5 protein-coding genes are annotated in these 16478 nt (G+C 45.9%); all 5 read left to right on the top strand.

Going from position 1 to position 16478, the window contains the following annotated elements:
• Positions 1-413 precede the first annotated feature (413 nt).
• Positions 414-2318 carry a galactose oxidase early set domain-containing protein gene (locus tag QUB10_RS20530; protein WP_333205067.1) on the top strand — a complete coding sequence of 635 codons (1905 nt, stop codon included), beginning with the start codon at positions 414-416 and terminating at the stop codon, positions 2316-2318.
• Between the two features lie 143 nt (positions 2319-2461).
• Positions 2462-3919, top strand: a complete 1458-nt coding sequence (locus tag QUB10_RS20535) for a Dyp-type peroxidase (protein ID WP_333205069.1) — start codon at positions 2462-2464, stop codon at positions 3917-3919.
• A 200-nt stretch (positions 3920-4119) separates the two neighbouring features.
• Complete coding sequence (locus QUB10_RS20540) at positions 4120-5679, top strand: hypothetical protein (RefSeq protein WP_333205071.1); 1560 nt, start codon at positions 4120-4122, stop codon at positions 5677-5679.
• An 852-nt stretch (positions 5680-6531) separates the two neighbouring features.
• A complete protein-coding gene (locus QUB10_RS20545) occupies positions 6532-11502 on the top strand; it encodes an nSTAND1 domain-containing NTPase (protein WP_333205073.1) in 4971 nt (1656 codons plus the stop codon).
• A 144-nt stretch (positions 11503-11646) separates the two neighbouring features.
• Positions 11647-16440 carry an nSTAND1 domain-containing NTPase gene (locus QUB10_RS20550; RefSeq protein ID WP_333205075.1) on the top strand — a complete coding sequence of 1598 codons (4794 nt, stop codon included), beginning with the start codon at positions 11647-11649 and terminating at the stop codon, positions 16438-16440.
• The last annotated feature ends 38 nt before the right edge of the window (positions 16441-16478 follow it).

Here is a 16478-nt window from a genome sequence, read left to right on the forward strand (position 1 = left end):
GACAGATGTGTTACTTTTTTGGGCGAACGAGAGCTACCATTCAAGTTTGTTGTATATAGTAGCCATAGTTTCTTGGACGATGAATCTTCCTATAAAGAGAACATAAAAACGTTGACAGACTACATTAGTTCGCTAGATCAGTAATTAGGTTAGAAGGGAGTGACAAGCACTCTGAACACTCGTGAGTTCAGGGTTGCCAGTTCATTAACTATCACTCAATGTTGTTGAATTTTTAGTAAAACAGTTCTACAACATTGAGCGCAACTGAGAGCCTGAGATTACTGAGCAAGACCTGGAACTAGAGTTTCCTAAATCAAGCAGGTTTTTCAGGATTTCGGAAAATTCGACAAAAGGCAACTATGATACTCAACAAATCAATTAAAAGAACTACCCTTATCTCGCTTTTTCTTGTTTTGATTTTAACTGCAACTTTTACCATCTGTGGATGGAAGCAGGCGATCGCATCTCCCCTAGTCGGTTCTAAAGAAGAAATGGGAGAATGGGAAACCATCCCAATGGCTCCTCCAGAAAGCCGGATGCAGTCTGTTCATACCGTACTCCTTCCCAATGGAAAGGTTTTGAGCGTTAACGGCAGCAGCTTTCGGAACACCCTAACTAAGAATGACAAAGGAGAAGATGTCTTTATAGAAGGGGTGGGAGCAGGAGACTATGATGCTATTAATAATGCCTCCCTTTTCGATCCTAAAACCCAGCAATTTGAGCGCATTCCTTCTCCACCTGCAATGCAATATGCGGAGAGTAACGATTTATTTTGTGCTGGTCATTTGCAACTAGACGATGGCAACGTCCTTTTTATTAGTGGAACTGGACGCTATTACCCTGGCGGACGATTTACAGGCTCTAGGCAAGCCAATATTTATAATTGGCAAACAGGCAAGTGGTCGCCTGCGGGTCAACTTAAAGAGGGGCGTTGGTATCCAACTTTAGTCTCCCTAGCCGATGGCAAAATCGTAATTTTTTCAGGTCTAAAAATTAATGCCCCCAACCAAATTAACCCCAGTATTGAAATTTACGACCCTAAAACTGGAAAATTTCACTATATAGACCTTACAGCAATCGATAACAGTCCCTTCAACACCTACATCGAAGGGGCTGATGGTTACGATAGCATTGACCTCTATCCTAGAGTTTTTCCAACTGCTGACGGTAGACTTTTGATTACTGGGGATGAAGCTGGCATTGCTAATGTTTTAGTTCAAAGTAAAAGCAAGAAAAGCTATTTAATGTCCGTCCATGAAGACGCAGCGGGTAAATTATCTGTCAGCTTTGAAGTTGGGCCTGAAAGATTTGAAACTTCTAAAGCTTACGGAACTGCCATTCAAGTTCCCAACTCTGAAGATGTATTACTAATCGCTGGGATGATTGGTACTAATGATATTAATTTTGGACGTGGAGGTAAAACAGATAACTATCCAGGATCTAAAGTTGCCTCTAGTTTACAGCGTTGGGTGTCTCCCGAACAAAGCAAAGAAAAGAACGGCAAGTGGGAAACTGTAGAGAAGTTTCTAGACAAACCTCGCGCCAATGTGGAAGCAGTGATTCTACCCAGCAAGGAAATTTTAGTAGCCAATGGTGGTGAATATCCAGAATACAAGCCTATCTATGAGCCTGTACTCATGACTCCTAATTCACAGGAGCCAGGAGGCTACAGCATCAAGTCAATGAATTCAGCCAAACTACCCAGACTTTATCATAATGGAGCTATCTTGTTACCAGACGCTCGTGTTTTAACGATTGGTGGTAATGGTAATCGGGTAGCACGGGAAAAAGATGGAACTCTTCACGTTGACATCGGGCGAGATGCGGCAAATAACTTCGTCCTAGCACAGCTAACCGACAAATCGGGTCAGGCTAAACAGTTTAGCCTGGAAGAGTATTACAAATCTCCTCAAATTTATTTTGCTAAGGGTGACACAGAACCCTTTGTACCTGCTGAAATTTGGCAAGCTGAAATCTTTAGTCCCCCCTACCTATTCAAACCTGGTTCTAGACCTGAAATTGTAGAAGCTCCTAGCATTCTCAAATATAGTCAATTGGACAAGATATCAGTTAAGGAGGCTACCAAAAATGGTTCTTTAGTCTTGGTTAAACTGGGTGCAGAAACACATTCTTTCGATTTTGGGCAGCGATTGGTTGAGTTACCGATAGAAAAAATAGCTCTGGGGGAGCAGTCGGAAATCGACTTTAAAGCACCAACAAATCCCCATCTTTACCCACCAGGGTACTACATGATGTTCTACCTCAATGATGTAGGCAAACCTTCCCACGCCAAGATGGTGAAGCTAGAAGCGGCTTAAAAACATTAGAGCTTACGCTTGACGAGGCGAGAAATCTGATTTCTTTACGTAAGCTCTAAACCTCTTCAAAATTTGTTATCTATTGCGAGATCGGCATCGCAGCAACAGTCCGCTCTAAACTCTAGAATAAGGGAGTCAATACAATGACACTAACAGACGAAGATTTGCAAAGCCTACCTGGAAATGGCGAAGGCATTGACCCAGATAATCCTGGTAAATATAAAGAATTACTTGAAGATTTACAGGGCAACATCCTCAACTCTCACGGACGAGATTATAGCGTGTATCTGTTTTTGCAATTCAAGCTAGAGCAAACAGATATGGCAAAGCAGTGGATTCGAGATTTTGCCCAGAAGTATGTAAAATCTGCTAGCCAGCAGGCAGATAGCGCACGTCGGTATAGAGAAGATCACATCAATGGCGGTGTATTTAGCAACTTCTTTTTATCACGTAAGGGTTATGAGTATCTGCGAATTCCTCCAGCGAAAATCCCTAATGATCAACCTTTTCGTTCCGGTATGAAAAATTCAGCTATTCAGAATTCGTTAGGCGATCCACCTTTTAAGGAATGGGAACTAGGATATCAAGCTGACATTCATGCCTTAGTAGTAATGGCAGATGATAGCTTAGTAGAGTTACTACAAAAAGTTAACAAAGCGATGCAAGACATACGTCAGGTTGCCGAAATTGTTAACCGACAAGATGGTTTTATTCTCAAAAATTATCGAGGACAATTTGTTGAGCATTTTGGCTTTGTTGATAATATCAGTCAACCTTTATTTCTAAAACGGGAAATTGAATTAACCAAAGAAAAGGGCTGTGACTTCACCAAATGGGACCCGAGAGCGTCTCTCGATCTGATCTTAGTTAAAGACCGCAACGGTAAAACAGAAGACAGTTACGGCAGTTATTTAGTGTTTCGCCAACTCGAACAAAATGTCAAAGGATTTCGTGAAGACCAGCGAAACCTAGCTAACAAACTAAATATAACTGACGATTTAGCTGGTGCGATGGTTGTTGGTCGGTTCTTCGATGGAACGCCACTCACTCTCAAAGATCAACCTCTGTATGCAAACCCGATACGACCGTTGGATACCCTCAACGACTTCGATTACAGTGATGATACACAAGGAACAAAGTGTCCTTTCCACTCTCACCTCCGTAAAAGTAACCCGCGAGGAGATACAGGACGTATAGAATCTTCGGTTAGTTACGAAGATTCCTTACAATTAGAAAGGCGGCATCGCATCGCTCGTCGGGGCCTTAGTTATGGAGAAGATGACCTTACAAAGGAACCTGAAACAGGGTCAGGATTGCTCTTTTTGTGCTTTCAAGCTGATATTGAAAATCAATTCAATTTTATGCAATCAGCATGGGCTAATCAAAAAAACTTCTGCCAAATCAATGTGGGGCCTGATCCGCTGATTGGTCAGGTTAGCGGTAAGGCATCTGGTCAACCCATAGGAACTCAGAAATGGCCGAAAAAGTGGGGGGAAGCGGAAACCGAACAATATGACTTTAGCCTGTGGGTTACCATGAAAGGCGGTGAATACTTTTTTGCCCCTAGTATCAGCTTTATCAAGAATATAGGACTTACGTAAAGTCTCTATTTTTAGGGCGTGTTAGCGGAGCAAAAGCATGGTAATATGCCATATAAACAGGCCAATATTGAATCTTTAAGTTAGGGGTACGCTCTCAGGCTAAATTCAGCGAATAGTGAAAATAATTGGATATCGTTTGCTTTCAAGCTTATTCTCAATTATAGAAGTTTAGCTAATAAATACAAAAAAAGGAGTTAGGTATGGTTAACCTCAAAGAAAGAATTACCCAAATCGCCGAAATTGTCACCTATTTTCCAAGTTTTATTGCCCAAAATTTGGAAAATTTCTCCTCCCTGAATTTGAAGTTAGTAACAATTGGATTATTAGTAGTAAGTTTGGAGCTATTAGCACCTACGAGTGCTAATGCTCAAGGCCAAATCGTGGCTGAGCCTGCTCAAGTCACAGTGTCAGGGATGCGTGGAACTGTTGCAACTCGCAATATCGTCCTGCAAACTAATACGCCGATAAATAATTTGCAGTTAATCCCCTTGGATTTGAATAGGAGTGATGGGGATAGTATTTTTCCGGCACAGGCAATTAGTGTGGAAAAACCTTCGGTCAGTTCAACCAACCAGAATCTCATGATGACCTTGGTAAAGTTTGACCTGAATAAAGTCATTAGAAGTGGAGAATTTAACGGAAAGCTGTGGTTGAGTTACCAAGATGGAGAGCAAGTTATCCCTGTAACTATAAAAGTGAAAGACCATTGGTTTTTACCATTACTCATCCTATTAATAGGCTCAGCATTAGGCATCAGTGTTTCCATTTATCGGACTCAAGGGAGACCGCGCGATGAGATTTTAGTCCGAGTTAGCCAAGTTCGCATCCAAATGCAAGATGATGCAGATTTTCTAAAATTTGAGGAATTTAAAGCGAGAGTGGAAGCACATTTAATTGATGTAAAAATGGCGCTTCAAGGGGAACGCTGGGACGAGGCTAAAAATGCAGTTCAGCAAGCAGAGTTAGTCGAGAGTAAATGGCTCAAAGGTCGTGCAGATTGGTTGGCACAGTTAGGTTATTCTGATGAAATCAAGCAGCAGTTACAGGATCTAGAGCGGAGCCTTCCTTTTGTACAGACGGTGCATCGCAGTTTGGAAGATGCGCTAAGAGACGCTCCCGATTTAGACAGTCCCGTGCAATTGCGCGATCGCCTCCAAGGATTAGCTGAACAAGTGAATTCTTACCTTTCACTGCAAGCTAAGATAAAACAACTTTATAGTTTGAGCGAGGAGTTGTCTGTTGAGCAGGCAAAAAATTGGCAGCCTAAAATACAGAATTTAGAACAGCGGATACAAAGTTTACAGCCTGCTGATTTAACAAAAGATGCTAATTTAAGGGATGAGGTAGAAGGGGCGATCGCGGAAATTACAGAACTGCTTTCGCAGCAAGCAGATATGGTAGATCCGACAGAACTCGATTTCGGGGTAAACGTGACGGGGGCGATCGCCAAAGGAGTCCAAATCCGGGATATAATGATAAATTTACTGGGAGCCGCACCCTCTACTAGCTTAGTGAGTTGGGAAGAGCAAGCGTCGGGTGCGAATGTACGTTTGAAGGTTTTTACTGTGACTAGCTACATAATTGCGATCGTGTTTTTAGCCGGAGCAGGTTTTAGCCAACTTTATGTTGATAAACCTACTTTTGGAGATAATCCTTGGAACGATTATTCTGCACTGATGGCTTGGGGTTTTGGAGCAGAGGCTACCAGAGATGCTGTTACAAAGGTGGTGCAGGGGTGGAGTTTACCTGGATTAAAGTGATGTTAAACTCGTTTGTATCAAGGAAATGAATTTTCGATTAGTTGCTGCTCTCTGTAAATTTATTAAGGGGAATAGATGGAAGCATATTCGAGGTTTTTATCATCATAAAGTTCGTTACCTAACTATTAAAGTATGGTTGTGTAGTCAGGGAAACTATATAGTATGTATAAGGGTAAAGAAATAGAACAAGTCATTCAAAAGGCGGGGACAATTAATATTTTTACCCCCCTATTCTGCATTTTTTTGCCTCCCAAAAATGTAGGGTCAAAGGTTAAAGGTATTCTTTGTTGTCAGAGTACGAGAACATATAAACCATTGGCGAAGGGTTCTGGGTAATCGCATTTGAACTCTCTTGGTGAACCAGACCTCTGTCTTGTGGTTGACCCACTGCTGTTATTAGACCTCATTTATTTGAGAAAGGCTATAGAGACATTTACGCTCCGCTTTGTCAGCTTTGACAACAGCTATATCTTATAGATTTGTGCGCTGGCTGCAAGAAAATATGGACGTATTTACTATCTATAGCAATCCTAAATCTGTACCAATATGTAGGGGTAGTGCTAAGAGTGCCTACCCCCAGGGATCGGGGCAACCACGGGGGGTTTGCCCCTACAACAATTACACAATTCATTTAGGATCGCTATATAAAGCCAGTTTTTGCTTGGTTTGGGCTTAAAATTTGTTTAAGTCCTGTTAGCCATAAAAAAAAATCAATTAAAAATTTATGCTCCTATGCCCTTCCAGGATTAAGTTCGACAGTTTTATATTGACGTTATAATTAGTGTATTAATAACCGAAAATAATTCGTTTTCCGGCATCTGGAAAGCGAGAGATAATGAGAGGAAATGACCCATGAACGTCTTTGAGTTTGAGATTACCATTCAGAGCAAATCAGGCGAGAGTAGCTGGCCCATTGTTGTCAGGTGTAAGCAACCGGACGGACTAACCATCCATTCAAAAGAAACTCTCCAGCTAAATCAGGAGGACTTGAACAAACTCACTCAACAGCAAGAAAACGAGAGGGAATACGGCACCCATCTTGGCAAAGCTCTGTTTCAAGGGGCTGTGTACGACACCTTTGTTCGTGCCCTATCCAAAAGTAGTCAGGACTCCCTGTTACGAATTTTGCTGTCGATCGAAGCGGCTGACAATGACCCTATCAAAACCTTGCATTGGGAAAGGCTGTGCGCTCCGATTGATGCCGATGGAAGTTGGCATCTTTTAGCCCGCAACCAGCGCGTACCCTTTTCTCTGTACATTCCTACTATTATCGATCGCCGCTTTCCCCCCATTGGACGGCGTGACTTGCGGGCACTGGTACTCGTAGCGAGTCCCTCTAATATCGGCAAGTTTCAATTAGCACCTTTTGACGTTGAAGCTGTCTTATCAGGAGTCAAGGAAGCGCTTGGTGAAATTCCTTACGAAATTTTGGCAAATGATGTTGCAGGTGCTATAGGGCCCCCAACCCTACAAGAACTATCTAAGCAACTGACTAACGCCAAGAAGCCATACACATTGCTACACTTTGTCGCCCACGGCAAGCTGCTGGATAATGGAGAAACAGTTCTGTACTGGGCAAAAGCAGATAACCAAGTTCAGCCAGTTACGGGAGAAGAATTACTTTCAGAGCTCAAGAACATCGGTAATTATCAGAGGAGCTTACCTCACTTTACCTTCCTGTGCACTTGCGAAAGTGCCGACCCCAGAGCCGAAGTAGGATTAGGTGGATTAGGGCAAAGATTAGTCAGAAACTTGGGGATGCCTGCGGTAGTAGCGATGACACGCAAGGTGAGCGTAGAAACAGGCTTGGCTTTAGGACAGAACTTTTATCGACGACTCAGAGAGTCAGGAGAGGTAGATACGGCGCTACAAGAGGCAACAGCCGGATTGTCCAAGCGTCACGATATTGCTGTCCCGGCTTTGTTTAGTCGCTTGGGTGGGCGTCCCTTATTTAGTGATCGCCTTGACGATCGCGAGCTAACAGACGAGGAAATCGAGTATGGTATGGAAAAGCTGAGCAAACTCCTCGTAGAACGCGCCCCTAATGCGGACGTACTCAAGCAGAGGTTTAAAACGCAGGTAGAGACGCTGAAAAATACACGCGGAGCCGAGTCACGCACCGCCCGCGAACAGCGCCAGCAGGCAATAGTAGAACTCAACAACCTCTGCGAGCAACTGCTCGACCTGAGTTTCGATGCTCTGGCAGCCTTGGGTAAGCAACCACCAGAATACAAGGCCCAGTGCCCGTTCCCAGGTCTGTCTTCCTTCGCGGATAAAAAATACCACAAGTTCTTTTTTGGGCGCGATGAGCTGATTAAAGACTTACAAAAGGAACTGGCGAAGGACAATTTCTTAGCCGTAATTGGCACTTCGGGTAGTGGTAAGTCATCGGTAGTGCTAGCAGGACTGATTCCTAAGCTTAAAGAGGAGGAGCTAAGCCTCCAGTGGGCTTACATGACGCCTGGAAAAGAGCCTCTGAAGCAGCTAGAAAGACGATTAGAAAGATTATCGAAGCTATTAGAGCAACATTCAATATTAGTAGTAGACCAATTTGAGGAACTTTTTACCCTCTGTGACGATAAAGACAATCGGCAAGCCTTCATTAAAAAGTTATTAAATGTTGCCGAACAACGGAAAGTTGTAATCACGATGCGGGCAGATTTTTTGGGAGAGTGTACCTTCTACCCCGAACTGAGAAAGCGGATTGAAACTCGACAAAAATTGGTTGGGCCGATGGAACCTGCGGAACTGATTACAGCCATGAAGATGCAGGCAGATAGTGCAGGACTGCGCTTTGAATCTGGCTTGAGCCACTCGATTCTCAATGACGTGCAAGGGGAGCCAGGGGCAATGCCGCTGCTGCAATATGCGTTGCAGGAACTGTGGAAGCGACGGCGGGGACGGTGGTTGTGCGATGAGGAGTATCAAGCGATCGGTAGAGTCCAAAAGGCGATCGCTAAGACTGCCGATGATTTCTACAATAGCTTGTCAGTTGCTGAGCAAGAGCAAGTTCGGAATATTTTCTTGCGCTTAACTCGCTTGGATGCGAGTGCTGTAGTAGGGGAGAAGCGACGGGACACGCGCCGCAGGGTGGAGTTAGAGGATTTGGTGCCAACAGGCGATGATCTAGCAGCAACAAGGAAGTTGGTGCAGCAGTTGGCTGGTGAAGGGGTGCGGCTGGTAGTTACCAGTCGGAACGAAGCTACGGGAAAGGAAGAGGTGGAAGTGGCTCATGAAGCTTTAATCCGCTACTGGCCGGCGTTGCAAAATTGGTTGAATCAGAACCGCAATGATTTGCAACTGCGAGAAACTATTAATCAGGCTGCAGAAGATTGGCAAAATCACAAGGATCGACCAGGCAAAGATAGCTATTTAGTACATCAGGGGGGACGATTAGAAGATGCTGAGGTGTTGTTAAAGCACCCCAAATTTGTGCATCTTAATCAAGAAGAGGCGGAGTATGTTTTGGCTTGTGTCCAGTTGCGCGATCGCATTCGCAAACAAGAGGAACAACGCAAACACCGTATTCTCATGGCGGCTGTGAGCGCCGCTTTTGTCTTGGGTGGATTTGCCATTTTTGCTGGAATTCAGTGGAGGAAAGCAGAACTTCAGCAAATTCTAGGTTTTTTAGAATCTGCTGAAGCCCGCTTGGCTTCCAATCAAACACTAGATGCACGGATAGAAAGTTTACAGGCTGCTCAAGCACTCAAGCATTCATTTTGGGAAACACTTTGGCCAGAGGCTGGGTTAAGGAATCAAGTGCTAGGTAAGCTGTCCCAGACAATTTATGCAGGACAGGAACTGAACCGTTTAGAAAGCAATCAAAGGCAAGTTGATAATATAGCTTTCAGCCCGGATGGCAAGACACTGGCTACCAGTGGCTCTGAAAGGCTATTTAGCCCGGTGCCAACCATCGTCCTGTGGGACACTAAAGGCAAGCCGTTGGTCGATTTCAAAACGAATCAAGATAAGGTCAATAGCATAGCGTTCAGCCCGGATGGCAAGCTCTTAGTCACTGCTGGAGGAGACGGCACCGCCCGTCTGTGGGACACAAAAGGCACGGAGTTGAAAGTTCTCGAAGGGCATCAAGGCGAAGTCAAGAGCGCCATGTTCAGCGAGGATGGCAAGCTCATAGTCACTGGTGGAGAAGACGGCACCGCCCGCCTGTGGGACGCTACTGGCAAGCCGTTGGCTGTCCGCAAGCATCAAGGTCAGGTCAATAGCGTCATGTTCAGCCCGGATGGCAAGTTGATAGTCACTGCTGGAAAAGACAACACTGCCTACCTGTGGGACAGGTCTGGTAAGCAGTTGGGCGTTTTTAAAGAGCCTCAAGGTGAGGTTAATAGCGTGGCGTTCAGCCCGAATGGCAAGCTTTTAGTCGCTGCTGAACAAGACGGCAATGCCCGTGTGTGGGACACTTCCAGTAAGCGATCGACTGTCCGCAAAAAGCATAAAGGTGATATCAATAGCGTGGCGTTCAGTCCCGATGGCAAGCTTTTTGTCAGTGGTGCACAAGACAACACCGCCAACCTGTGGGACACCGCCCGCCTGTGGGACACAAAAGGCAAACTGTTTGTCACTCTCAAAGGGCATCAAGGTGATATCTATAACGTGGCCTTCAGCCGGGACGGCAAGCTCATAGTCACTGTAGGAAAAGACGACAGCGTCCGCCTGTGGGACACAAAAGGCAAGCCGTTGTTCGTCCTCAAAATGAATCAAGGTGAGGACAAGAGTGCTATGTTCAGCCCGGATGGGAAGCTTTTAGTCACTGCTGGAAAAGACGACAGCGTCCGCCTATGGGACACTTCTGGCAAGCAGTTGACCGTCATTAAAATGAATCAAGGTGAGGTTAATAGCGCTATGTTCAGCCCGGATGGCAAACTTTTAGTCACTGCTGGAGACGACGGCAAAGTCCGTCTGTGGGATACTTCCGGCAAGGAGTTGAAAGTTCTCAAAGGGCATCAAGGAAAGGTCGGGAGTGTGCATTTCAGCGGGAATGGCAAGCTCATAGTCACTGGTGGAGAAGACGGCACCGCCCGTCTGTGGGACACAAAAGGCACGGAGTTGAAAGTTCTCCAAGGGCATAAAGGTAAGGTCAAGAGCGCCCTATTCAGCCCGGATAGCAAGATCGTAGTCACTTTAGGAGAAGACGGCATCCCCCGCCTGTGGGACACTTCCGGCAAGCAGTTGAAAGTTCTCAAATCGCCTAACGGAAAGATTTGGAGTGTAGCGTTTAGTTTGGATAGCAAGTTCTTAGTCACTACTGGAGAATACGGTATCGTCCAGTGGGATATTTTGTCTGGCAAGCCGTTGGCTTCTATACAACGGAAGAAGCGCTTAGCCGGGAGTCTGAAGTTTAGTGCCGATAGAAAGCTCGCAGTCACTGCTGAAGAAGACGGCACCGTCCGTCTGTGGGAAAGTCCGTCAGCCAAGCCGTTGAACGTTTTCAAAGGGCATCAAGGTCATATCACAAGTGTGGAGTTTAGTGGGGATAGCAAGCTCCTAGTCACTGCTGGAGAAGACGGCACCGCCCGTCTGTGGGATCTTGAGAACAGGTCGTCTAGCAAGCCGTTGGCGGTTTTCAAAGGGCATCAAGGTAAGGTCAATAGCGTGGCCTTCAGCCCGGATGGCAAGCTCATACTCACTGCTGGAAAAGATGGCACCGCCCGCCTGTGGAAAATCGCAGGAATGAATGAACTCCTAGCAATGAATTGCGATTGGGTGCGCGATTATCTAAAGAACCCCAGTGTCGATCTCAGTGAGAGCGATCGCCATCTTTGTGATGGTATCGGTACTGCTAATAATCTACGCAAAGCCAACTGAAACTATTGCCATTAGGGAGCCACTATCACCCGTGAAAACCAGGAGTGCAAGCGCTATGAACCGAGTTAAAGAATTTCAAGCCCACCCCTTATATGGTGCGCTTCGGAGCCGCTTTCTGTGAGAAATAATGAGGGGACATGACGCATGAACGTCTTTGAGTTTGAGATTACCATTCAGAGCAAATCAGGCGAGAGTAGCTGGCCCATTGTTGTCAGGTGTAAGCAACCGGACGGACTAACCATCCATTCAAAAGAAACTCTCCAGCTAAATCAGGAGGACTTGAACAAACTCACTCAACAGCAAGAAAACGAGAGGGAATACGGCACCCATCTTGGCAAAGCTCTGTTTCAAGGGGCTGTGTACGACACCTTTGTTCGTGCCCTATCCAAAAGTAGTCAGGACTCCCTGTTACGAATTTTGCTGTCGATCGAAGCGGCTGACAATGACCCTATCAAAACCTTGCATTGGGAAAGGCTGTGCGCTCCGATTGATGCCGATGGCAGTTGGCATCTTTTAGCCCGCAACCAGCGCGTACCCTTTTCTCTGTACATTCCTACTATTATCGATCGCCGCTTTCCCCCCATTGGACGGCGTGACTTGCGGGCACTGGTACTCGTAGCGAGTCCCTCTAATATCGGTAAGTTTCAATTAGCACCTTTTGACGTTGAAGCTGTCTTATCAGGAGTCAAGGAAGCGCTGGGTGAAATTCCTTACGAAATTTTGGCAAATGATGTCGCAGGTGCTATAGGGCCCCCAACCCTACAAGAACTATCTAAGCAACTGACTAACGCCAAGAAGCCATACACATTGCTACACTTTGTCGCCCACGGCAAACTGCTCGATAACGGAGAAACAGTTCTGTACTGGGCAAAAGCCGATAACCAAGTTCAGCCAGTTACGGGAGAAGAATTACTTTCAGAGCTCAAGAACATCGGTAATTATCAGAGGAGCTTACCTCACTTTACCTTTCTGTGTACTTGCGAAAGTGCCGACCCCAGAGCCGAAGTAGGATTAGGTGGATTAGGGCAAAGATTAGTCAGAAACTTGGGGATGCCTGCGGTAGTAGCGATGACACGCAAGGTGAGCGTAGAAACAGGCTTGGCTTTAGGACAGAACTTTTATCGACGACTCAGAGAGTCAGGAGAGGTAGATACGGCGCTACAAGAGGCAACAGCCGGATTGTCCAAGCGTCACGATATTGCTGTCCCGGCTTTGTTTAGTCGCTTGGGTGGGCGTCCCTTATTTAGCGATCGCCTTGACGATCGCGAGCTAACAGACGAGGAAATCGAGTATGGTATGGAAAAGCTGAGCAAACTCCTCGTAGAACGCGCCCCTAATGCGGACGTACTCAAGCAGAGATTTGAAACCCAGGTAAAGACGCTGAAAGATACGCGGGGAGCCGAGTCACGCACAGCGCGCGAACAGCGCCAGCAGGCAATAGTAGAGATCGATAACCTGTGCGAGCAAGTCCTGGAAATTAGCTTTGATGCTCTCTCGGCTTTGGGCAAACAACCACCAGAATACAAGGCCCAGTGTCCTTTTCCCGGTCTATCTTCCTTTGCAGAAGAACAATACCACAAGTTCTTCTTTGGGCGCGATGAGCTGATTAGAGATTTACAACATGAATTGGCGAAGGATAATTTCTTAGCTGTTATCGGTACTTCGGGCAGCGGTAAGTCATCGGTGGTACTAGCTGGACTGATTCCTAAGCTTAAACAGCAGGAACCAAGCCTACAGTCGGTTCGCATCACACCCAGCAACGAGCCGCTCAAACAATTAGAAATACTGTTAAAGGTATCGGAACAGCATTCAATATTGGTGGTAGACCAATTTGAGGAACTGTTCACCCTCTGCGAGAATAAAGCCAATCGGCAAGAATTTATCGACAAGTTGTTTCACCTTGCCGAACGCCGAAAAGTTGTCATAACGATGCGGGCGGACTTTTTAGGAGAGTGTACCTTCTACCCCCCACTGAGAAAGCGGATTGAAACCCGACAAAAATTGGTTGGACCGATGGAACCTGCCGAACTAATTACAGCGATGAAGATGCAGGCAGACAGGGGGGGACTGCGCTTTGAAGCTGGCTTGAGTCACGCCATTCTCAATGATGTGCAGGGGGAACCTGGGGCAATGCCACTGCTGCAATATGCGTTGCAGGAACTGTGGAAGCGACGGCGGGGACGCTGGCTGTGCGATGAGGAGTACCAAGCCATCGGTGGAGTCCAGCAGGCGATCGCTAAAACTGCCGATGATTTTTACAATAGCCTACCAGCTAACAAACAAGAGCAAATCCAGAATATTTTCTTGCGCTTAACTCGCCTGGATAAGAATGCCATACACGGAGAGAAGCGACGGGACACTCGCCAGCGAGTGGAATTAGAGGATCTCGTGTCCAGTGCGGGCAATCTGGCAGACACTAAGAAGTTGGTACAGCAGCTAGCTGGTGAAGGGGTACGGCTAGTCGTCACCAGTCGGAACGAAACTACTGGGAAGGAAGAAGTAGAAGTCGCCCATGAAGCTTTAATCCGCTATTGGCCAACGTTGCAGGAGTGGTTGAATCAGAACCGCAACGACTTGCAACTGCGAGAAAACATAAATCAGGCGGCAGAAGATTGGCACCAGCATAAGGAACAACCAGACCAAAACAGCTATTTAATCCATCAGGGGGGAAGATTAGAAGATGCACAAGTGCTGTTGAAACAGCCCAAATTTGTGCATCTCAACCAAGAAGAAGCTGAATATGTCTTGGCTTGTTTGGAGTTGCGCGATCGCATCCGCAGGCAAGAAAAACAACGCAGACATCGCCTGCTTTTCGCCGCTGTCAGCTCAGCTTTTGTCTTTGCTGGATTTGCTATCTTTGCTGGATATCAGTGGCGGCAAGCAGAAGTTGAGCGAATTCAGGCGTTAAGTACTTCCTCAGAAGCTAAGTTGGAAGTCGATCAATTAGAGGCATTGATAGGAAGTTTACAAGCAGCCAAAGAAGTTAAGCACCTGTGGATATCAAACACAATTTTAATGAACGAAGTCATGGGCAGGCTGCACAAAGTAACTTCTGAAGTCACAGAAATCAATCGCCTACAAGGGCATAAACGCCCCGTTACGGATGTCAGTTTTAGCCCTGATGGCCAGCTACTGGCGAGTACTGGAGTTGATGGCACAGTTCGTTTGTCAGATTTACATGGCAAAGAACTAATTAAATTTGGAGTGAGTAAAGAACGTGTTAGAAATATCTACTTTAGCCCGGATGGTCGGCTACTGGCGACTGGTGGTGAGGATGGGACTACAAAATTGTGGGATTTGAAGGGAAACCTAATGAGGGAATTTCCTAAGCAGAAGGAGGGGGTATTTAATATCACTTTCAGCCCTAATGGTAAGACTATCGCCACTGGTTCTGGGGATGGCATGGTTCGCTTATGGAGTTGGGAGGGCAAATTATTAAAAGAATTTCCTGCCCATAATACCACTAGGAATAAAAAAGTGTGGGGCATCAGTTTTAGCCCAGATGGTAAGACTCTCGCTACAGGTTCTGAGGACGGCACCGCCAAGTTGTGGGATTTGAACGGCAAACTTTTAAGCGAATTTAAAGGGCATAAAGATACGGTGTTTAGTGTTAGTTTTAGTCCCAATGGTCAAAAACTTGCCACTGCCTCTATGGACAGCACTGTCAAGCTGTGGGATTTGAAAGGAAAAGAGTTGAGAGAATTGTCAGGACATAAAGACTGGGTGTTTAGCGTCAGTTTTAGTCCAGATGGTCAGAACCTTGCCACTGGTTCAAAGGACGGGTTTGTTCGTTTCTGGGATTTGAATGGAAAACTCTTGAAGGAATTTAAAGGGCATTCAGACTCAGTTAGGAGTGTTATTTTCAGCCCAAATGGCAAGCTTTTGGCAACTGCGGGATACGACAGCACTGTACGCTTGTGGAATTTGCAGCAATATCGCCCGCCGCTAACTGATTTTAAAGCGCACAAAGGAGAAGTGTGGAGTGTCAGTTTTAGCTCTGATGGTGAGATACTAGCGACTGCTGGAGCTGATGGTAATGTCCGCCTGTGGGATTATTTATCAGGCGAGAATCTGGGAGAATTTAAAGGTCATAAAGGTATAATTTGGAAGGTAAGTTTTAGCCCAAATGGCAAACATTTAGCTACATCAGGAGAGGATGGAACCGCTCGCTTGTGGAGTTTATTTGGTAAGCAACGGAGAGAATTAAAGGGTCATAAAGGTGGAGTTTTGGGTCTGAACTTTAGCCCGGATGGTAATTTTTTAGCTACATCAGGAAAGGATGGCACTGCTCGCTTGTGGGATTTGTATGGTAAGCAACTGAGAGAATTAAAAGGTCATGAAGGTGCCGTCCTGAGTGTCAGTTTTAGCCCGAATGGCAAACTTTTAGCTACCGCCGGAATGGATGGCATTGTACGTTTGTGGAATTTATCTGGTCAGAAGGTAAGAGAATTCCCCGCGCATCGAGACTGGATCAACAGCGTCATTTGGAGCAATGACGGTCAAAAATTGGCTACCGGTAGTAACGATCGCACTGTCCGCTTGTGGGATTTGTCCGGTCATAAATTAAATGAATTAAAAGGTCATATAGGCCCGGTTCTGAAACTCCGTTGGAGTGAGGATGGTAAGCTGCTAGCAACTGCCGGAGCTGACTCAACTGCTCGTCTGTGGGATGTAGCCGGTCAAGAGGTAGCTGTATTCAAAGGTCATAAAGGTGAGGTCAAGAGCGTCGGTTTTAGTCTCAATGGCAAGCTTCTAGCTACGAGTGGCGAAGATGGAACGGTTAAGTTATGGCGGGTTGAAGGATTAGATGAGCTGATGGTGCGGGGTTGCACTTGGGTACGTGACTATCTCAATAATCCTGATTCCGAAGTTATGCCTGAAGAACGTCACGTTTGTGATGGTATTGGCACTGCTAGTAATTTACCTAAACCTAACTGAGAATATTAGCTGCTGCCTGAAAATTTAAAAGCTGTGCG

This window comes from Microcoleus sp. B5-D4, from assembly GCF_036705145.1.
GTDB lineage: Bacteria > Cyanobacteriota > Cyanobacteriia > Cyanobacteriales > Microcoleaceae > Microcoleus.

What these genes read in the sequence shown, in the direction of transcription:
- QUB10_RS20535 (WP_333205069.1), top strand. Translation starts at nt 2,462, where the DNA reads ATGACACTAACAGACGAAGATTTGCAAAGCCTACCTGGAAATGGCGAA.
- QUB10_RS20540 (WP_333205071.1), top strand. Translation starts at nt 4,120, where the DNA reads ATGGTTAACCTCAAAGAAAGAATTACCCAAATCGCCGAAATTGTCACC.
- QUB10_RS20545 (WP_333205073.1), top strand. Translation starts at nt 6,532, where the DNA reads ATGAACGTCTTTGAGTTTGAGATTACCATTCAGAGCAAATCAGGCGAG.
- QUB10_RS20550 (WP_333205075.1), top strand. Translation starts at nt 11,647, where the DNA reads ATGAACGTCTTTGAGTTTGAGATTACCATTCAGAGCAAATCAGGCGAG.